The sequence below is a fragment of the Anaerocolumna sedimenticola genome (genome assembly GCF_009931695.1).
Classification (GTDB): Bacteria; Bacillota; Clostridia; order Lachnospirales; family Lachnospiraceae; genus Anaerocolumna; species Anaerocolumna sedimenticola.
This window is the reverse complement of record NZ_CP048000.1, coordinates 4,838,484-4,858,205: the sequence shown is the minus strand read 5'-3', so window position 1 is coordinate 4,858,205 and position 19,722 is coordinate 4,838,484. Positions and strand designations below refer to the sequence as shown.

The following is a 19,722-nucleotide window of genomic DNA, read 5'->3' as shown; positions in this document are numbered from 1 at the left end:
TATGTTATTTGATAATAAGGAGATAAGTAATGGAACAGCAAAATTTTATGTTAGGAATTGTAGGCTTTGGAGGTATGGGCAACTGGCATAGAGAGCTTATTGATTCTATTGATGGATTAAAGGTAGCAGGAATTTATGATATAAAAGAGTCAAGAATAAACTATGCAAAAGAAAACGGCATCAAAGCATATGAGAGCCTGGAGGAGTTACTTTCAGATGACCGTATCGATATCGTTTTGGTTTCCACACCGAATGACCTGCATAAACCCATAGCTATAAAGGCTATGAAAGCCGGTAAAAATGTGGTAAGTGAAAAGCCTGTAACTTTAAATTCTAAAGATTTACAGGAAATGATTGATGCTTCGGAAGAAACAGGAATGTTTTTTACCGTACATCAGAACAGACGTTGGGATGAAGACTTTTTAACCATGAAAAAAATATATGAAGAACACCGTCTGGGAGAAGTTTTCCGTATCGAATCCAGGGTACACGGTTCCAGAGGAATACCGGGAGATTGGCGTCAGGAAAAAGAACACGGCGGCGGTATGGTACTTGACTGGGGTGTCCACCTGTTAGATCAGATTCTTCTTATGATGGGAGATACTAAATTAAATACGGTATACGCAACAGAGACTCATATCACAAATCAATTAGTAGATGACGGATTTACAGCTGAATTAAGATTTGAAAATGGTGTGGAAGTATTAGTTGAAGTTGGAACCAGTAACTTTATTAATCTTCCCAGATGGTATATGTTAGGAAATAACGGAACTGCTATTATAGAAGATTGGGAATTAAACGGTAAAATTGTTTCGGCTGCCGGTAAGAATGAAACCGATGTAATTCCGGTACGTACTGCAGCAGGACTTACTAAAACCATGGCTCCACGCAGGGAAGATACTATAAAAATTCAGGAACTTCCTATCGTTAAAAGTGATATCAGGGATTTCTACCGTAACGTTATGAAAGTAATCGGAGAAAAAGAAGAACCTAAAATTAAATTACCGGAAGTAAAACGTGTCATGAAATTAATGGAAGTAATCTTTGAATCTGCAGAAAGCCACACTGTGGTTAGATTTGAGTAAGTTATAGTTTTAAATTGTATTAACTAGAAAAAGGGTTGGCAAAATAAAGGAGATTTAAAGCTATGGAACAGATTAAAATTGGTACCTGTATTCCGGGAACGAAAGCTAAAGAGTGGCTGCCTCATATGGTGAAAGCCGGTTTTGAAACAGTATCTCTTAATTTTCATATGTCTTTGGAAAATACAGATTTAAAAGAATTGGCTAAAGAGGTAAAGGAAATATTAGGAGACTCCGGCGTTCAGGTTTCCTGTCTTGGATACTATTGCAATGCTTTGCAATATGAAGAACATAAAAAAACTTTAGAATATTGTATTGATTCCGCACATTACTTTGGTGCAGGAACAGTAACCACATTTGCTGGTGCTCTTGAAGGCAGACCAGTGGAAGAAGCCATACCGGTTTTTGGTAAGGTGTTTGGTGATTTAGCAAAAAGAGCTGAAGATAATCAGGTTAAAATCGGTTTTGAAAACTGCCCTATGGGTGGCAGCTGGAATCAGCCGACCTGTAATATCGGCTTTAATCCTAAAGCCTGGGAAATGATGTTTAATGAAGTTACAAGTGATAATATCGGGTTAGAATGGGAACCAGCCCATCAGCTGTCACAATTAATTGATCCCATTCCCCAGCTGAAGCAGTGGATAAAGAAAGTCGTTCATGTGCATGGCAAAGATTCTTCCGTTGACTGGGATTTGGTTCGACGTTTTGGTGTATTCGGAGGGGTTAAATTTGCTTATGACAGAACTCCTGGTTTTGGAGATACTAATTGGAGGATATACTGTCAATCCTGCATATGGGAGGTTATAACGGAGATATTTGCGTTGAGGGTTATCACGACCCGATTTATAATGGCGACTGGGAGATGACAGCTCAGCTTCATTCTCTGAATTATCTCAAATGGTGCCGCGGCGGAGAGTTTGTTCCTAATCCATGGGATAAATAAAATTACTTCCTGAATTTTTATATATTAATATATAAGGTTGGGGTGCGGTAAGTTTGCTTATGTTATAGTTTGAAAATTATAATTGTAAAAACATAATGAAACCCTGCTGCATCCGGACCAACATAACTATCAAAAAAGTTCATATGAAATCAAATATATACGTCCTATAAAAATAAAATCTCTACAATTTTGATTTAAAATCAGAGTTGCAGGGATTTTTTATATTTTTCATTATGTTAGATTCTAAATTTAACCCAAAATGCCGTTATCTACAATTTTGATACCTAGCTTAGCTAGGTGGGCAACCGCATCTGATCTTCTGACTTCCACTGCTATGATGGCCTGCCATCCAATCCGAAATATAGGAATCCCTTAATAATAATGTAGGATCAAAATAGTAGGGGCTCGAACACCCCAGGATTTCTCTTTCGTTTGTAAGGCTATTATACAAGATATAAAAAAGATATCAATAGTAAATTATGTAAACTAAATTTTTCACAATACACGGTTATTTTGAGAATAATAAAATAAATAAATTGAAAATTATAGGATATACTAATCTAGAAAAATATAGAATAAAAATTACATGTTGAGTAACAAGTAATGAGACAGGTTATGAGAAAAGTTACAAATAAGTATATATAAAAATATCCAGAAGACAATATTACGAAAGGATTCCACTAAATTATCATAATTCAATTTACGTTATTTTAATTTACTTAAATTTGTGGATTGTAAGGAAAAAGTATATGAATGGAAATACGGAACTGCTAAATTATATATATCAAAATTCCCAGATGGGGTTAGGACAATTGAACAATTATTAAAATAGCAGAAGATAAGGATTTTACGAATTTATTGCAAATACAGGAAGAAGAATATAAAAAATTAAATGAATCCGCTGTAAAATTATTAAACGAGCACGGCCACGAAGAAAAAGAAATTGGCGCAATGACAAAAGTATCCGCCTATATGTCAATCAATATGAAAACTCTGGCTGATAAATCACCTTCTCATATTGCCGAAATGTTAATTCAAGGCAGCACAATGGGAATAATTGACGCGACTAAAATAATGAAAGAATATGCAGAAGCGGACAATGTTATATTGGAATTAGCTGATAAACTATTAAAAACAGAACAAAATAATATAGAGGAATTAAAAAATTCTTATAATATATTTAAGAAATTAAAACTATAATATGACATCATGGTGTCTGATTATTTGTGGTATCCTGTTATTATAAGTTATTAATAATAAAAATTAATAATTAGGTAATTGCGAAACTAATAAATATTCTGAATTTGTGATACATCTTATATAATTTCCTCCGAGGGGATGCTCTTTCCGCTTAACTTCCGCTCCAGATTTGTTTAAGCTGTATCACAAATAGAAAGAATAGAAAAATTTCGCAATTGCTTAAATAAATTTATAATTTCAAACAGGAGAAAAAAATATGGAAAAAGTGGATTATAAGAATACGGACAAGAAGTTATATTTACCTAAAGCAGAACCCGTAATAGTAGACGTTCCGGCGATGAATTTTATAATGGTTGACGGAAAAGGCAATCCGAATTTAGAGGACGGTGAATATAGTAAAGCCGTGGAACTTTTATATAGTTTGTCTTATACTATTAAAATGGGTTTGAAAAAGGAAAAGAAAACAGAGGGGTTTTTTGATTATGTTGTTCCGCCTCTTGAGGGGTTATGGTGGCTTAAGGGAGATGTTAAACCGGATTTTATTAATAAAGATAATTTTTATTGGACATCTATGATACGACAACCTGAATTTGTAAATGAATCGGTATTCTCATGGGCGTGTCAGGAAGTGAAAAAGAAAAAACCCCAAATGGATGTAACAAAAGCCAGATTAGAAAACTATGAAGAAGGGCTTTGTGTTCAGATTATGCATATAGGTTCCTATGATAATGAACGTAAATCCATTGATAAGATGGATTTATTCATTAATAAAATGAATCTGCAAAATGATATTTCTTCTAAATTACCTAATGGTTTGATTAAAAGACACCACGAAATATATTTATCGGATCCAAGAAAAGTTACAGAGGAAAAAAGGAAAACCGTAATAAGACATCCTGTAAGGCAAACTACAATGGTATAAAGCTATAATATTCCAGTATGAATTACTCCATAATGCATAAATTAAATATACCGAAATTACTTCGTATGATTGAAGGATTAAAAGTCCTCTTAGATAGAGTTTATATATATTATATACTCAGTATTTAATCTGAAAATTATATTGGACTTTTCCCCTCAAATCTTAGTAATCGAGAAAATTTATGAAATGGAGGGTAATATGGAGGAATTATATCTAGAAACGAAAAATGGCAACATTCCCATTGATGAAGATATAGTAGAAAAATATGATCTGAAAAAGGGTACACGTTCACCTTTTACCAATAATCGTATTTTGGGAGAAAATGGAGATTATGTAAGGGAAGATCCCCCGGAAGAAAGAGCATCATTAAATCAGGGAGATGATGAAATCGAAGATCTGGAAAATGGTTTAATGTTATCACAATCTGAAATGATAGATATAGCGCAGGGTGTAGATTCCGATACTTAATAATGGAAATTTAATAATGGAATATTTAAGTAAATCACTTGACAAACAGTAACCAATTACAGATAATTTATTTATAGTTGGTTACTATTTTTATGGCTTATATTTTTGACTTACGTTTTTTCTAAAAACAGATGTGAAGTCTTGCAATTATAATCAGCTGAAACTATAATATTTATTGTGTACTAAGATACATATTACGGAAACGGTTACAGAATACAACAGTTTTTTGTTAATAAGCAATATCAGATAAATAAATGAATAGGAGTTGTTAATGAAAAAAGCGAGATTAAAAAGTGCGGCTATCCTACTGTTAACCATTACTTTACTTGGCGGCTGCGCCCAATCGGCCGGCAGTTTTTATAAGGAAGGGCTTCAGTACTTTAATAGCGGCAACTATGATAAAGCAAAAGAAAGCTTTTCCAAAGCCCTGGAGATAAATGGAGAACGTGCTGATTATTATATAGATTATGCAATGACACTAATTCAACTTGGGAAATATGATGAAGCGAATCAGTATTTTGACAGGGCAATATTAAATAAAAACAATAGCATTGTTGATAAAAATAATAAACTAGCATATCGGGGAAAAGGTATTGCCTATTTTAAATCACATAATTATAAAAATGCTCTTAGTCAGTTTGATAAGGCATTGGAAATTAATGAATTATCTGATTTAAATATGGACATCTTATATTATAAAGGAAACGCCCAAGCGAAAGCAGGACTGTATAAAGAAGCTGCAGAAACGTATACTGCCATACTCAGGGAAAATCCATCGGACGCATATACCTATTACAGCAGAGCCTATGCATACCGCTTACAAAAGGATTATGAAAAAAGCCTTGCCGATTATGATAAGGCAATTAAATTGGATAGTAAAAATTATGAATATTATTTTGGTAAATATTTTTTACTTGTAGAAACCGGTGATAAGGATGGAGCTGCCGCTGTACTGGAGATGGCTGCCAATATAAAAGGGGCTACACAGGAGGATAACTTTAATCTTGCAAAAGTTCATTTTTATATGGGTAATTATGATAATGCAATCAGTGAATTTAGCGAAGCATTTCGTAATGGATTTGCTGAAGCTTATTATTTTTTGGGCAATATTTATGAACAAAAAGAAGATTATAAGAATGCCGTTAATAATTACAGTATGTATATAAAGGAAGATACCAATATAACTTCTGCTTCCGTATATGATAAGATTGCTTTCTGTCAAATGAAACTTGCTGATTACGGAGATGCTTTATCTTATATTCAGGCAGGACTTAAATATAATGACATAACAGTGAACCAGTCTTTGAAGCGGAATGAAATCATCGTTTATGAGAATATGGGAGATTATGAAAAAGCATATGCTCTTATGAATGCTTATAGGAAAGAATATCCCGATGATAAAAAGGCCAAGATGGAAAACGAATTCATCAAAACCAGACTGCCTGAAGCCAGTACGGCACATAAAGAGTAAGGATATAAGCGTAAAGTTGGAAATTTAGGAGGTTATACATGGGTGAACTGTTTGAGATAAAGGAAAAAGAGGAACGCCTGATTTTGGTAGGTGTTGCTGTAAACGATGGAGATGATACTGCAGAATCTCTGGATGAATTAGAAGAACTGGCAAAAACAGCAGGGGCAGTGACCGTTGCAAAGATCATTCAAAACAGGGAAAGTGTTCACCCGGGAACGTATATTGGCAAAGGTAAAATTGAGGAAGTCAGGGAATTATTCACAGAGTTGGATGCAACGGGGGTAATTTGTGATGATGAATTATCACCTGCACAACTAAAAATCTGGAAGATGCCCTGCAAGCGAAAGTGATGGACAGAACCATATTGATTCTGGATATTTTTGCTCAGCATGCAACTACAAAAGAAGGCAAAATTCAGGTTGAACTGGCCCAATTAAGATATCGTGCTACCAGACTGGTTGGAATGCGTAATTCCATGTCCAGATTAGGCGGCGGAATCGGTACCAGAGGTCCCGGTGAAAAGAAGCTGGAAGTGGACCGAAGATTAATCAGGGACCGTATATCCCAATTAAACAGAGAGCTTTCGGATGTAAAACAATACAGGCAAACATCAAGAGAATTAAGAAGTAAAGGTTCCATACCGATTGCTGCCATAGTGGGTTATACCAATGCCGGTAAATCCACCTTATTAAACCGTTTAACCAGTGCGGATATAGATAATAGGGTACTGGAAGCGGACAAACTGTTCGCTACCCTGGATCCAACAACCAGAAATTTGACACTTCCCAGCGGACAGCAGATATTGTTAACGGATACCGTTGGTTTTATAAGAAAACTTCCGCATCATCTGATCGAGGCTTTTCGAAGTACCTTGGAGGAAGCAAAATATGCGGATATTATACTCCATGTGGTAGATAGTTCCAATCCATCGGCATATAAACAGATGCATGTAGTATATGAAACCTTAGAAAATCTTGGTGTGAAAGATAAGCCTATTATAACAGCTTTTAATAAACAGGATTTGTTGGAAACAGATTTAATTATTAAAGATTTTAAAGCGGATAAATCGGTTAAGATATCGGCAAAACAGATGAAGGGACTGGATGAATTACAGGAAATCTTTGAGGAGATATTACGTGAGAGAAAAATCCTAATTGAACGGGTATTTTCCTATCAGGATGCAGGGAAGATTCAGGTTATTAGAAAATATGGGCAGCTTTTAGAAGAAGAATACCAGGAAGAGGGAATCTATGTAAAAGCATATCTGCCCAAGGATATATACAACAGAATATAGATATTTATAAAATCTGCTGCGAAAGGGCTGGGGATAATAAGGTATATCTTATTATCTACGGTCTTTTTTATTTCCGCGAAAGCAAAGTGAGAATTAGCAAGCTTGCTTGCAATAATTCGAACGGGCAGACGAACCGGAGAAACTCGTAAAACGTGTTTCTTCCGGTTATAGTAATTTGCATCCAGCCTTAGATTAAAACACCCTGGTAATTTCTATTATTTATAAATGTTAAATCAGATGGCAAAAAAATATTTTATGAGTAAATTTTTAGATAATAATTGATTAAATTAATAACTGCTTTAATTTATATGTATCATGTAATTTTATCAAATAAATTATTTAATTGATTTAAAACGAAAGAGTAAAATAAGAATTTGTTTAATTGATTTAATTATCATAATATTCAAATTATTTATGTCATTTCACATAATGGGTTATGGTGTTGTAATACAAAGATAAGACTGTAAAAAATTCAGAATTTTAAAAAGTAAATGGGTATTAAGGACTAGATACATACCACAATATATAGTGGTAAAATATGAAAGGAAATATATATATTGTAGATATCACTTGACGTATTAAGAAAATTCTGCTAATATATTTTTTAGGTAAAAGTTGCAAAAGATAAGTGCGAAATGGATAAAGAAGGGGGATCTTTAACAATGATTCAAGTAGTAAAAAGAGACGGAGAAATAGCTGATTTCAATCTGTCTAAAATAACGGAAGCCATCACTAAGGCTTTCAAGGCAACGGAAAAAAATTTTACAGAAGATATCATTGGCCTGTTATCATTAAGAGTTACGGCGGATTTTAATACCAAAGTTAAAGACGGATTGGTGCACGTTGAGGATATACAAGATAGTGTAGAGCACGTTTTAGAGCAGACAGGCTATACGGATGTAGCTAAAGCGTATATCTTATATCGTAAAAACAGGGAACGCATCCGTAACATGAAATCGACTATCCTTGATTATAAAGAAATTGTCAACAGTTATGTGAAAGAAGAGGACTGGCGTGTGAAAGAAAATTCGACAGTTACTTATTCCGTAGGTGGTTTAATATTACATAATTCCGGGTCCATTACTGCCAACTACTGGTTGTCTGAAATCTATGACGAAGAAATAGCCAATGCCCATAGAAATGCGGATATTCATTTGCATGACCTTTCCATGTTAACCGGTTATTGTGCCGGATGGTCCTTAAAGCAGTTAATAACGGAAGGTTTGGGCGGAATACCTGGAAAGATTACTTCTTCTCCGGCAAGCCATCTTTCAACCCTATGTAACCAGATGGTTAATTTTTTAGGAATCATGCAGAATGAATGGGCCGGCGCGCAGGCATTTTCTTCTTTTGATACCTATTTAGCACCTTTTGTAAAGATTGACGACCTCTCATACCGTGAAGTAAAACAATGCATCCAGTCTTTTATTTACGGCGTTAATACACCAAGCCGCTGGGGGACTCAGGCGCCATTCTCCAATATCACACTGGACTGGACGGTACCGAACGATCTGGCTGAACTTAATTGTATTGTGGGCGGTAAAGAAGTTGACTTTAAGTATAAAGATTGTAAAAAAGAAATGGACATGGTCAATAAAGCTTTTATTGAAATTATGTTAGAAGGGGATGCGAATGGAAGGGGATTCCAATACCCTATACCTACCTATTCCATTACCAGCAACTTTGACTGGTCCGATACGGAAAATAACTGTTTGTTATTTGAAATGACCGCAAAATATGGAACTCCCTATTTTTCAAACTATATCAACAGCGATATGGAGCCCAGTGATGTACGTTCCATGTGCTGCAGACTTCGTCTTGATCTAAGGGAGCTTAGAAAGAAGACAGGCGGTTTCTTTGGTTCAGGAGAAAGTACCGGTTCCATTGGTGTTGTTACGATTAATATGCCAAGAATCGCTTATCAGTCCGCTTCAGAGGAAGATTTCTTTAAACGCTTAGACCGTATGATGGACATTTCTGCCCGTTCCTTAAAAGTTAAACGGGATGTTATCACGAAACTTCTGGAAGAAGGTTTATACCCATATACAAAACGTTACTTGGGAACTTTTGAAAATCATTTCTCCACCATTGGTCTTTTGGGTATGAATGAAGTTGGTTTAAACGCAAAATGGCTGGGAAAAGATATGACTGATCCGGCTACCCAGGCTTTCAGCGTAAAAGTATTAAATCATATGAGAGAACGGTTATCCGATTATCAGGAGGAATACGGCGACCTCTATAACCTGGAAGCAACACCGGCCGAATCAACCAGTTACCGTCTTGCTAAACATGACAGGAAACGCTGGCCATTAATTAAGACAGCAGGCAAGCTGGGCGATACTCCTTATTATACCAATAGCTCCCATTTACCGGTAGGTTATACGGAAGATATCTTTGAAGCTTTGGACGTTCAGGATCAGCTTCAGACCCTATATACTTCAGGAACCGTATTCCATGCATTTTTAGGAGAGAAATTACCGGATTGGAAAGCGGCGGCAAAATTAGTACGTACCATAGCCGAAAATTATAAATTACCTTACTACACCTTATCACCTACCTATTCTATCTGTAAAAACCACGGATATTTAACGGGTGAACAGTTTAAATGTCCCGAATGCGGTGAAAATGCAGAAGTATACAGCCGTATTACCGGTTATTATCGCCCGGTACAAAACTGGAATGAAGGTAAGGCACAAGAATATAAGAACAGAAAACTCTATGAGATGAATCAATCCAGGCTTATGCCTGTAAGCGATGGCTGTGACCGTGAAGATATTTCCGAAGAATATTATGCGGAAGGTTCCAAGGAAAGTTCTGCAGAAGTTTCCTTTTATATGGATGAAATTGCGGCAGCAGATGCAAGACAGAACAGAGTATATCTGTTTACAACCAAAACCTGTCCCAATTGTAAACTCGCTAAAGAATTTTTAGGCAGCTATCCTTACATCCAGGTGGATGCAGAGGATAATCCGGAGCTTACCAGAGAATACGGAGTTATGCAGGCACCTACACTTGTAGTAGTTAGGGATGGACAATTTAAAAAATATGCCAATGCTTCCAATATAAAATTTTTTATGGAAGAGCAAATGGCTGGTGTCAAATAAATCAAAAAAGTACATGATACGGTGAGACTAAGATAGTATGCTTCTTCCGATCAAGAGAAAGCACCCTGCCCGGGTAAATGATTTTAAAACTTAAAACCATCCGGAGGGTGTTTTTTTTTTTTTCTAATTCGATTATAAACTAACAGAAATTTACATAAACAAATGGCAGTACGGCCGTATAATTATTTGACGGTCATAAGGTATGATGATATAATTGCGGTAGACAAACAGGCTTAAATATTCCCTGCCCAGGCCTGATTAAAGTGAAAGGATGGCTGAGTATGAGTTTAGCAGATAAAATTTTTATTGATATGTGTAATGATGTCTTAGAAAACGGAGTTAGCACGGAAGGAGAAAAGGTTCGCCCTAAATGGGAAGATGGGACAAGTGCCTATACTATTAAAAAATTTGGTGTGGTAAACCGTTATGATTTATCCAAAGAATTCCCGGCAATAACCTTAAGAAGAACAGCAATTAAAAGCTGCATAGACGAATTATTATGGATATGGCAGAAAAATCCAATAATGTTAACCAATTGATCAGTCATATCTGGGACAGCTGGGCGGATGAAACGGGTTCCATCGGAAAAGCTTACGGTTACCAATTAGGTGTAAAACACAAGTACAAAGAAGGAGAAATGGACCAGGTAGACAGAGTGATTTATGATTTAAAAAATAATCCGTATAGCCGCCGGATTATGACCAATATTTATGTCCACCAGGATCTTTATGAAATGAATCTATATCCCTGTGCCTACAGTATGACTTTTAATGTAACCAAAGCAAAAGACAGCGAAAAGCTGAAACTGAATGCCATTTTAAATCAGCGTTCCCAGGATATATTGGCAGCTAATAACTGGAATGTATGTCAGTATGCAGTATTGGTCCATATGCTGGCACAGGTTTGTGATATGGAGGTTGGGGAGTTAGTGCATGTTATAGCGGATGCCCATATTTATGACCGTCATATTCCAATTATTAAAGAACTAATAGCAAGACCCGTTTATGAAGCGCCCGTATTCTGGATGAATCCTGATATTAAAGATTTTTATCAGTTTACGGTAGATGATTTTAGACTGGATAATTACTTGACAGGTCCTAAAATTGAACATATACCCGTAGCAGTGTAATAAAAAGATAAGGCCTGTCAAAGAGACAAGTAAAAGATAAGGTCTTTTAAATAGAGGCAAGTAAAAGATCTTTTAAGGAGAGACAAGATATGGTGCGTTAAAACAGCATAAAACCGTATCTGTTCGTATCAATACAGAAAGGACGGGAGTTGAATTATGAATTTAATTGTTGCAGTAGACAAAAACTGGGCTATTGGATACCAAAATAAATTATTGATCAGCATACCGGAAGATATGCGCTTTTTTCGGGATGAGACCATGAACAAAGTAGTCATTATGGGAAGAAATACACTGGAAACATTTCCGGGAGGCAGACCCTTAATAAACAGAACCAATATCGTAATTACTTCCAGGCCGGATTTTTACGTCAATGATGCCATTGTGGTTCATAGTGTGGAGGAAGCCCTGGAGGTTGCTAAAGATTATAAATCGGAAGATGTTTATGTTATCGGAGGAGCAAGCATCTATAAACAGATGCTTGATTATTGTGATGTAGCCCATATAACAAAAATAGATTATGCATATCATGCCGATACGTATTTTCCTAATCTGGATGAAAAACCGGAATGGGTAATTGAGGCGGAATCGGATGAACGTACTTATTATGATATTGAATATATATTTTATAAATATGTGAGAAAAAAATAATATGATAGATAAAATTAAAGACAATGTCCTTTTTAAAGGATTAACACAGGAAGAAATAGAAATGTGCCTAGGATGCTCCAAGGCCAAACTTAAGGACTATGAAAAAAACCAAATCATCTTCAGCCAGATGGATCCGCCTAAAGCGCTATACGTACTGCTTCAAGGCTCCGTAGCCGTATGTAAGGATACACCCGACGGAAGAAAATATATCGTTACCAATATTGAAGAAAAGGATATATTTGGAGAGGTATATGTTTTTTGGAAAAAGCGGATTATAAATATTATGCAATGGCTAATACCGATTCTACGGTACTGGCCATACCAAAAGAATATTTTTTTTCAACCTGTGATAAATCCTGCAATGCCCATTCGGTAATCATACAGAATATGTTGGGTATATTGGCTCAGAAAGCCTATTTTTTAAATAATAAAGTACAGTTGTTAACCAGCGGAAGCCTGCGGCAGAAGATTGCCAAATACCTGCTGGAAAATTGTAATAACAAAAAATATGTCAAACTAACCATGAACCGGGAACAATTTTCTGCTTATCTTAATGTAACCAGACCTTCCCTTTCCAGGGAAATGATTAAAATGCAGGAAGACGGACTCATTGAAGTAGACCGGGATATGGTTAAGATTGTGGATATGGATAAATTAAGCGATTCCCTATAGTCTGAAAAGGAGAGAACTTTCAAACTTTTCAGACTGTAAGGATAGATATATGTCTTAATTGGAATGTAAAACACGATATTCCTTTGCACTGCACCCGGTAATTTTATTAAAATAGGAAGAAAAATATTTATAGTTTTTATATCCGACTTTTTCAGCAATTTCATAATATTTTAAGTTGGTCTGGCAGATTAACTGCTGTGCTTTTGAAATCCTAAGCTTATGTATATATTCTTTAAATGAGTACCCGGTTTCCCCCTTAAAGATCCGGCTTAAATATCCTGCCGAAAGATAAACGGCTTTTGCAACATCCTCCAGGTATAAGTCTTCGGTATAATGCCCGTTGATATACTGAAGGGCAGTATTGATTTGGGAGTTGGAAAGTGAAGCATCTAAGGAGGGGATTGCAAGGCTGGCAATCAAATCAATAATTTCCTTGGGAGTCTCAAGCTCATCAATTAGTTCATTTATTTTAAGGATATCGATGTTTTCTTCTGATATTGCACTGATTAGTACAACCAGTCTGCGTATGGAGTCTATAAAAAGCTGCCGGGATACTTTTCTTTGGGACATATAAGAATAGTAATCATCAAGTGAAGCATTGATTGCCGCTATGTTTTGGGTGATGATATGGGCAATCAGGCTGCTTTCCAAGGGGAAAGTATTAACAGCAGATTCAGTAGTAATCTTATCTGCCGGTGACAGCAGGGTATAGGAGGCTTCCGAATTCCAGAAGCAATGCTCCAGGGCTTGTATTAAAATCGGATAAATTACAGGGAAATCTTTGTAGGAGGAAATATGGTTCATCACTACAATACAATTTCCGAAAGTCAGGGGCAAAATACCTGGCAGCAGTTCATCCATCTCACTTTTGGTGAGGGGTTTGCTATAGGATTTTAATAGAATGACGGCTAACTGGTCCTGGATAAAAAATGCAAACGGCTGATAGTCATGAAAGCTGTGTATGAAACTGCCGATTGCCAGTTTCTCATTGTCATAGCTGCATTTAATCAGTACTAAAGAAAAGGAATCTCCTGTAATGTCAAGATCGATTTTTTCCGCTTTCCTGGAAAAGTCCGAATAACATATCTGTTTCAGTATATATCTGGATAGTAAAGTGGCCTTAATAAGGTGGCGGTTTTCATCATATATATTTGTCAGCTGTTCTATTTTCTGTAATTGTTTACGTTCTGTTTCAATTTCTTTTTTTACGTTTAAAACGGTTTCCAGAATCTTTTGACTGTCCGCACTTTTTAACAAAAAGGCACTTACTTTCACATCAATTGCGCCTGTTAAATTTTCCGTATTACCATAGGCGGTTAAGATAATAACCTTTGTCTCAGGCATCAGCGTACCCAACTCGCTTGCCAGTTTAAGACCGCTCATAACAGGCATCTGGATATCGGCCAATACAATATCCGGTTTCAGGCGGACGGCTAACTTAAGTGCTTCTTCTCCATTGGAAGCTTCCGCAATGATTTCCATGCCATAATCTTCCCAGGGAATGGTGTAGCGCATACCCTGGCGGATATAATCCTCATCATCCACAATTAGTATCTTTATCATAATGAATGGCCTCCTTTGGCTGAACGATTTTGAAAACACTGAATTCTGCTTCTCTATAACAGGTTAAAGAATAGTTATCCCCGTATTTTAATTTAATTCGCTCATTAATATTTCTAAGTGCAAAACCTTTCATACTTTTATCCGCAGCATTTAAAATATTATCGATTTCTTCTTCGTTAATGGGTTCTCCGTCATTTGACACTTCGTAATAAATAGTATCCTCCTGTTCGTAAATGTTTATTTTTACGGTACCTTTAAGACAATTGGAAAGGCCGTGGACCAAGGCATTTTCAACCAGCGGCTGCAACAGAAAACTAAGTACATATTCACCGGTGATTTCCTCCCCATATTGCAGTTCGAAAGTTACCTTTTTTCCGTATCGGATCTTCTGGATATTGATATAACAGGAGAGATGTTCCAGTTCCTGTGACAGCTGTATTTTATCATTGGTCTTAGGAGCCAGTGTCAGACGCATCATACGTGACATATTCGATACCATGATGCTTACATTTTCGTTATCCCCCATCCGGGACATCCAATAAATGGTGTCCAGAGTGTTATATAGAAAATGGGGATTAATCTGATTCTGCAGGATATCCAGTTGGGACTGTTTTAACTTAAGTTCCCCCATATAGACTTCTGTGTATAAGAAATTCAGGCGTTCCGCCATGTTATTAAAATGTTCCGCCATAACAGAAATTTCATCCGAACCTTTAACGGGATATCGTACGGTAAAGTCTTCATTTGAAATGGATTTCATATAATGACCCAGCCGTTCCAGGGGAGTCATAATAATTTTGGAAAAAGCTATGGAAAGCAGCAGGGAAAAGATTAATACGATAATAAAAATGATTGCCATGTTTAAATAAAAGCTATGTTTCACCGCAGACAGTACTTCCGGTTTCGTTATGCTGTAGATAATAAAATCAGTTCTGCCCAATGGATATGCAGAGACAATATGGCCGTCAATAATCGTGCTGCCTTTTTTTGAGGCGGCCAGCCTGGATAACCGGTGATAGGTAAGGCTGGTTCTTTGATTTTCCAAATAGTTATTATTGTCCGACCGGATGATGTAACGGTCGTCTTTAGCGATGATAAAATAGGAGGTCTGATTATCCTGTTGGTTTTGCAAGATACTGGACTGTATCTTATTACAGCTTATGGAAAGTTTTACATATCCGATATGCTGTGAGATGTTACTGGGGTTTTTTAAGAGACGGGTTAAATACAGGTATCCGTTTCTCAAACCGCTTTTGGAATAATCCCAATAGGGCGAACCATTCAATCTCCCGGCTTCATTCATATCGGATGACGTCAGTTTGGTATTTATGTTCGTTTTGAGAGAATCCTGTGCCATGTTGGTAATACTTACCCCGTGTATTCCTGAGGTATATCCGTAAGGCATGGAAAGAAGGATATCTCCGGCATTTTTTTTAATCTTTTTATAATTGGAGGATTGTACAGAAGCAGTTAAAAACGCCTTAAAGTTCTGTTCCATCAGCGGATAGATGGACAGATCCAACGCACTGCCTAATATAACATCGATATTCTTGCCAACCTCTCTGATATTAGCAGCATAGATTGTTGTCATATCTTTCTGTGTGCTCTTAATAAAGATATTGCTTACGAGCATATATATTATTAAGATAGGAAGAGTAACCAGGCAAATAAAAAACAGGATAATTTTTTTCTGCATCGACATTTTCATATGTATTAAATTACCTCTCTTTATTATGAGATGGCTGACTTATGTATAGATTTATTTATAACTTATGTTTAAATTTTATCATCTGCAAATAGGAGTGTCAATCAATTAGAACTGGAAAGAAAAACACGACATTATCTTGGGATATTGGTAAAGAATATGGGATATTTTAATGGTGAAAACTTCCAAGAAATTAGCAGTAACATGAAAAAGTCATTTTATGAGGATAAGAATAGCGTGTTTCATGGCTTTTTTCTTTCTTCTTTACGGGTTAAAATAAGGTATCAAATTAAACGGAGGTATTGGGTATGAAAAAAAACATATGTACTTTAGCTTTACTTATGGCAATGATTTTAGCTTTAACGGCATGCAGCAGTGCAAAGACGGACACACCAAAGCAGGAGGCTGCCAGCGGGGAAAATGCAGGAGGAGAAACAGACAGCGGGGAAACAGGGGAAGATGTTGAATTAACCGTATCACATTATTATCTGGAAGAAGAACGAAGCAGCAATGCAGTAGGTGACAGCTTTTTAACCATGGCGGAAAAATGGCAGCAGGAAAACCCGGATATTACACTGAACCAGCAGTCAATGTCCCAGTCGGACTATTCCACCAAAATCCAGGCGCAGGCTGCAGTGAATGAAGTACCGGACATTTTTATGGTTAAGGGTTCCTGGGTAGACAACTTTGTTGATAACGGCATTATGGCACCGATTAACGATTATTTAGATAAGTATGAACATAAAGATGCTTTTCGCGAAGGGGTATTTGATGCCGCAACAAGGGATGGAAATATTTATGGTCTGCCGAACCAGTTATCCATTACATCAGTTGTCTATTACAATGACAAGTTATGGAAATCCATCGGATATGATACTTTTCCGGATAATTGGGATGACATATCCTCCGCAGCTGAGAAATTTAATGAAAAGGGAATTGCTGCAATCGCATTAGGAAATTCAGAGAGATGGCCTGCAGAATCCTGTATCCTTTCCACATTGGGAGACCGTTATACCGGTATGGATTGGACAAACAGTATTATTGCCCATGACGGAAAGGCTAAATTTACGGACCAGGCATTTATTTCAGCACTAACAAAGCTGCAGGAAATGGCGGTTAAACAGGTATTTAATCCGGATTTTAACACAATCACTGAGACCCAGTCTGTTGAATATTATTCTCAGGAAAAAGCGGCTTCTGTTGTTTCAGGACATTGGACCGTATCGGCAATAGAATCTTTTGCCTCAGAGGATATATTAAACAATACAAAAGTAGCGATCTTACCGGCAGTTGACGGCGGCAAGGCAGACAGTATATCCGGCGGCTGCGGATGGTATTTTGCGGTCAATAAGAACCTTACCGGTAAAAAATTAGATGCGGCAATGGATTTTATCTTTGCAACCACCGGTTATGATATGTGTGAATATGCAGCAAATGAACACGGTATTATCGGCGCGGCAATCATTGATAATCCGGATCAGTCTAAAATATCCCAGTTGTCCAAAGATTTTATAAAATTGGTTGACGGGGTAAGCTTTACACCGGTATATGATCTGAGAATGAACGGATCGGTGATTGAAGTAATGAATACGGGAATACAGGAGCTTTTGAATAATTCTAAGACTCCGGAGGATCTGGCAGCCGAAATCCAGACGGAACAGGATCTGCTGAAATAATAAATAATGATTAGGGCTGTTGCAAAATTCAAGAAATAAAAATCATATTCTAGACACAAGTTTAGTAAATTGACTATTTTGCACCAGCCCCAATTTTAAAAGGAGAATATGGCGGTATGAAAGTAAAAAAGCCTATGATATTTTTATATCTTCTTCCGGGTATTTTATGGTATAGCTTTATCATTTTGATACCAATCTGTCTGGCTTTCTATTATGGGCTGTTTAACTGGTCCGGCGGAACCAAAATGATATATCAGGGAATTAAGAATTTTACGGATGTCCTTACGGATGATGTTTTTTTTCAATCCTTAAAAAATAATATTTACCTGACAGTAGTCTGCTTGATCGGCCAGATCGGTATTGCTTTTATTTTAGCGGTTCTGCTTAACGGAAGATATGTTCGTTTCAAAGGTTTCCATAGGACCATGACTTATTTTCCGGCAGTTTTATCCGCGGTAGTAATCGGTTTTATCTGGAACCTGATTTATGATTACCATTATGGACTTCTAAATACCCTGTTAAGGATGACCGGATTTGGTGATAGGGCACAGGCCTGGCTGAATAATGATAAATTAGTATTAATGCTTGTAGCTGTTCCTCTGGTATGGCAGTATGTGGGCTATTATCTGATCATCATTATGTCGGCACTTTCATCCGTTGATCCTCAGATATTTGAGGTGGCTGAGATTGATGGGGCCAGTGGTTTGCAGAGAGTTATTTATATTACCCTGCCATTAGTCAAGAATACCCTGATTGTTTGTGTGACCTTATGTATTGCGGGAATATGAAAATATTTGACCATATTTATGCAATGACCGGTGGAGGCCCGGGTACAGCAAGCAGTGTAATGGCTATGTATGCTTATAAAACTTCTTTCCTGTCCTATAAAATGGGGTACGGAAGTGCCATGTCAATTATAATATTGATTGTCAGTTTTATTCTGGTAGCCGGCAGCCAGGGCATATTACTTCGGTTTACAAAGAACAAGGAGGTGGAGTGATGAAGGATACGGGCAGAAAGCTCTTAAGGGTGATTCCCAATGTGGTACTTATGCTGTTTTCCATTACCTGCATATTTCCTGCAATCTGGCTGTTTTATTCATCCCTTAAGGATAAATCCGAGTTTTATGAGAGTCCGCTTGCTTTGCCGAAGAGTTTGGATTTTTCACATTATATTTCCATTTTTACCAATAGTAACATTCTGACCTGGATGGGAAATACGGTTCGCAACAGTGTATTATCTTTATTTTTCATCCTGTTGATTGGATTTGTTACCGGATATTTTCTCTCCCGTTATAAATTCCGCGGCAGGAATGTGGTCTACAATTATTTCTTATTGGGAATGCTGGTTCCGGTACATGCTCTTATTGTACCCATGTATGTGCTTTTTACCAAAGCAGGATTTACCGATAACTGGTTTACCTTAGTCCTGCCTTATACGGCCCTTGGTTTACCCATAGCCGTATTTCTGGTTGAGAGCTATGTAAAGTCAATTCCCAGCGAAGTGGAAGAAGCAGCGGCAATTGACGGAAGTTCCTTACATAGAACTCTTTTTTCGATTATATTGCCCATATGCAAACCGATTTTAGTTACGGTTGGGATTATTCAATTTTTTTATGCATGGAATGAATTCACTTTTGCTTTGATTTTAACGGATTCGGAAAAATGGATGCCGGTTCCGGTGGGAATTACCCTGTTTAAGGGCCAGTTTACAACGGATTACCCAAAAATGATGACGGCAATGATTATTGCCATATTTCCTGCCATGCTAATCTATTTTATATTTTCCAAACAGATAATTAAGGGAATGGTAGCCGGGGCAGTGAAAGGCTAGTATTAAAACGAT

At 36.8% G+C, this 19,722-nt stretch carries 18 protein-coding genes, 1 other RNA gene and 1 pseudogene; 17 read left to right on the top strand and 3 right to left on the bottom strand.

Going from position 1 to position 19,722, the window contains the following annotated elements:
- Positions 1 to 29 precede the first annotated feature (29 nt).
- Both Ana3638_RS21645 and Ana3638_RS21640 read left to right on the top strand, forming a co-directional pair.
- A complete protein-coding gene (locus Ana3638_RS21645; protein ID WP_161839884.1) occupies positions 30 to 1,085 on the top strand; it encodes a Gfo/Idh/MocA family protein in 1,056 nt (351 codons plus the stop codon).
- A gap of 62 nt (positions 1,086 to 1,147) precedes the next feature.
- On the top strand, positions 1,148 to 1,948 hold the full coding sequence (locus Ana3638_RS21640; RefSeq protein WP_202621523.1) for a sugar phosphate isomerase/epimerase family protein: 801 nt from the start codon (positions 1,148 to 1,150) through the stop codon (positions 1,946 to 1,948).
- 324 nt (positions 1,949 to 2,272) lie between these two features.
- On the opposite strand, the gene ssrS is transcribed toward Ana3638_RS21640, so the two are convergent.
- A non-coding RNA gene (gene ssrS / locus Ana3638_RS21635) (6S RNA) lies at positions 2,273 to 2,449 on the bottom strand.
- Positions 2,450 to 2,883: 434 nt separating this feature from the next.
- Between ssrS and Ana3638_RS21630 the strand changes: the two genes are divergently transcribed.
- The 11 genes and pseudogenes from Ana3638_RS21630 to Ana3638_RS25485 all read left to right on the top strand — a co-directional run bounded on the left by Ana3638_RS21630 (position 2,884) and on the right by Ana3638_RS25485 (position 12,933).
- Complete coding sequence (locus Ana3638_RS21630) at positions 2,884 to 3,225, top strand: hypothetical protein (protein ID WP_330587721.1); 342 nt, start codon at positions 2,884 to 2,886, stop codon at positions 3,223 to 3,225.
- Between the two features lie 256 nt (positions 3,226 to 3,481).
- Positions 3,482 to 4,147, top strand: a complete 666-nt coding sequence (locus tag Ana3638_RS21625; RefSeq protein ID WP_161839883.1) for a GyrI-like domain-containing protein — start codon at positions 3,482 to 3,484, stop codon at positions 4,145 to 4,147.
- Positions 4,148 to 4,345: 198 nt separating this feature from the next.
- Positions 4,346 to 4,615 (top strand): hypothetical protein, encoded by a 270-nt coding sequence (locus tag Ana3638_RS21620; protein WP_161839882.1) that lies wholly within the window; start codon positions 4,346 to 4,348, stop codon positions 4,613 to 4,615.
- 271 nt (positions 4,616 to 4,886) lie between these two features.
- Positions 4,887 to 6,086, top strand: a complete 1,200-nt coding sequence (locus tag Ana3638_RS21615; RefSeq protein ID WP_161839881.1) for a tetratricopeptide repeat protein — start codon at positions 4,887 to 4,889, stop codon at positions 6,084 to 6,086.
- A gap of 38 nt (positions 6,087 to 6,124) precedes the next feature.
- Positions 6,125 to 6,436 (top strand): HflX-like GTP-binding protein, encoded by a 312-nt coding sequence (locus Ana3638_RS27160; protein ID WP_330587720.1) that lies wholly within the window; start codon positions 6,125 to 6,127, stop codon positions 6,434 to 6,436.
- Positions 6,436 to 7,380, top strand: a complete 945-nt coding sequence (gene hflX / locus Ana3638_RS21610) for a GTPase HflX (RefSeq protein WP_408609481.1) — start codon at positions 6,436 to 6,438, stop codon at positions 7,378 to 7,380. The genes Ana3638_RS27160 and hflX overlap by 1 nt, the downstream gene beginning before the upstream one ends.
- A gap of 662 nt (positions 7,381 to 8,042) precedes the next feature.
- A complete protein-coding gene (locus Ana3638_RS21605) occupies positions 8,043 to 10,484 on the top strand; it encodes a ribonucleoside triphosphate reductase (RefSeq protein ID WP_161839880.1) in 2,442 nt (813 codons plus the stop codon).
- Positions 10,485 to 10,765: 281 nt separating this feature from the next.
- A pseudogene (gene thyA, locus Ana3638_RS21600) lies at positions 10,766 to 11,613 on the top strand (thymidylate synthase).
- Between the two features lie 156 nt (positions 11,614 to 11,769).
- A complete protein-coding gene (locus Ana3638_RS21595) occupies positions 11,770 to 12,261 on the top strand; it encodes a dihydrofolate reductase (protein ID WP_161839879.1) in 492 nt (163 codons plus the stop codon).
- A 1-nt stretch (position 12,262) separates the two neighbouring features.
- Complete coding sequence (locus Ana3638_RS26970; RefSeq protein ID WP_334297122.1) at positions 12,263 to 12,637, top strand: Crp/Fnr family transcriptional regulator; 375 nt, start codon at positions 12,263 to 12,265, stop codon at positions 12,635 to 12,637.
- Positions 12,520 to 12,933 (top strand): Crp/Fnr family transcriptional regulator, encoded by a 414-nt coding sequence (locus Ana3638_RS25485; protein ID WP_246240485.1) that lies wholly within the window; start codon positions 12,520 to 12,522, stop codon positions 12,931 to 12,933. The genes Ana3638_RS26970 and Ana3638_RS25485 overlap by 118 nt, the downstream gene beginning before the upstream one ends.
- Positions 12,934 to 12,987: 54 nt before the next feature.
- Here Ana3638_RS25485 and Ana3638_RS21585 read toward each other — a convergent pair whose 3' ends face one another.
- On the bottom strand, positions 12,988 to 14,496 hold the full coding sequence (locus Ana3638_RS21585) for a response regulator (RefSeq protein WP_161839878.1): 1,509 nt from the start codon (positions 14,494 to 14,496) through the stop codon (positions 12,988 to 12,990).
- Positions 14,471 to 16,204, bottom strand: a complete 1,734-nt coding sequence (locus Ana3638_RS21580) for a sensor histidine kinase (RefSeq protein WP_161839877.1) — start codon at positions 16,202 to 16,204, stop codon at positions 14,471 to 14,473. Before Ana3638_RS21580 ends, Ana3638_RS21585 begins: the two co-directional genes overlap by 26 nt.
- 305 nt (positions 16,205 to 16,509) lie before the next feature.
- Between Ana3638_RS21580 and Ana3638_RS21575 the strand changes: the two genes are divergently transcribed.
- From Ana3638_RS21575 to Ana3638_RS21565, 4 genes are all read left to right on the top strand, one after another.
- On the top strand, positions 16,510 to 17,877 hold the full coding sequence (locus Ana3638_RS21575) for an extracellular solute-binding protein (RefSeq protein WP_161839876.1): 1,368 nt from the start codon (positions 16,510 to 16,512) through the stop codon (positions 17,875 to 17,877).
- Between the two features lie 116 nt (positions 17,878 to 17,993).
- Complete coding sequence (locus Ana3638_RS21570; RefSeq protein WP_246240483.1) at positions 17,994 to 18,665, top strand: carbohydrate ABC transporter permease; 672 nt, start codon at positions 17,994 to 17,996, stop codon at positions 18,663 to 18,665.
- Positions 18,662 to 18,877, top strand: a complete 216-nt coding sequence (locus Ana3638_RS25480; RefSeq protein WP_246240481.1) for a hypothetical protein — start codon at positions 18,662 to 18,664, stop codon at positions 18,875 to 18,877. The genes Ana3638_RS21570 and Ana3638_RS25480 overlap by 4 nt, the downstream gene beginning before the upstream one ends.
- Positions 18,877 to 19,710: a carbohydrate ABC transporter permease gene (locus Ana3638_RS21565; RefSeq protein WP_161839875.1), complete on the top strand. Its 834-nt coding sequence runs from the start codon at positions 18,877 to 18,879 to the stop codon at positions 19,708 to 19,710. The genes Ana3638_RS25480 and Ana3638_RS21565 overlap by 1 nt, the downstream gene beginning before the upstream one ends.
- The last annotated feature ends 12 nt before the right edge of the window (positions 19,711 to 19,722 follow it).

Bases quoted from the DNA above. Each gene is read 5' to 3' on its own strand.
- Ana3638_RS26970 (WP_334297122.1), top strand. From the start codon at position 12,263: ATGATAGATAAAATTAAAGACAATGTCCTTTTTAAAGGATTAACACAG.
- Ana3638_RS21570 (WP_246240483.1), top strand. From the start codon at position 17,994: ATGAAAGTAAAAAAGCCTATGATATTTTTATATCTTCTTCCGGGTATT.
- Ana3638_RS21565 (WP_161839875.1), top strand. From the start codon at position 18,877: ATGAAGGATACGGGCAGAAAGCTCTTAAGGGTGATTCCCAATGTGGTA.
- Ana3638_RS25480 (WP_246240481.1), top strand. From the start codon at position 18,662: ATGAAAATATTTGACCATATTTATGCAATGACCGGTGGAGGCCCGGGT.
- Ana3638_RS21645 (WP_161839884.1), top strand. From the start codon at position 30: ATGGAACAGCAAAATTTTATGTTAGGAATTGTAGGCTTTGGAGGTATG.
- Ana3638_RS21605 (WP_161839880.1), top strand. From the start codon at position 8,043: ATGATTCAAGTAGTAAAAAGAGACGGAGAAATAGCTGATTTCAATCTG.
- Ana3638_RS21615 (WP_161839881.1), top strand. From the start codon at position 4,887: ATGAAAAAAGCGAGATTAAAAAGTGCGGCTATCCTACTGTTAACCATT.
- Ana3638_RS21620 (WP_161839882.1), top strand. From the start codon at position 4,346: ATGGAGGAATTATATCTAGAAACGAAAAATGGCAACATTCCCATTGAT.
- Ana3638_RS27160 (WP_330587720.1), top strand. From the start codon at position 6,125: ATGGGTGAACTGTTTGAGATAAAGGAAAAAGAGGAACGCCTGATTTTG.
- Ana3638_RS21595 (WP_161839879.1), top strand. From the start codon at position 11,770: ATGAATTTAATTGTTGCAGTAGACAAAAACTGGGCTATTGGATACCAA.
- hflX (WP_408609481.1), top strand. From the start codon at position 6,436: ATGGACAGAACCATATTGATTCTGGATATTTTTGCTCAGCATGCAACT.
- Ana3638_RS21580 (WP_161839877.1), bottom strand. From the start codon at position 16,204: ATGAAAATGTCGATGCAGAAAAAAATTATCCTGTTTTTTATTTGCCTG.
- Ana3638_RS21585 (WP_161839878.1), bottom strand. From the start codon at position 14,496: ATGATAAAGATACTAATTGTGGATGATGAGGATTATATCCGCCAGGGT.
- Ana3638_RS21575 (WP_161839876.1), top strand. From the start codon at position 16,510: ATGAAAAAAAACATATGTACTTTAGCTTTACTTATGGCAATGATTTTA.
- Ana3638_RS21625 (WP_161839883.1), top strand. From the start codon at position 3,482: ATGGAAAAAGTGGATTATAAGAATACGGACAAGAAGTTATATTTACCT.
- Ana3638_RS21640 (WP_202621523.1), top strand. From the start codon at position 1,148: ATGGAACAGATTAAAATTGGTACCTGTATTCCGGGAACGAAAGCTAAA.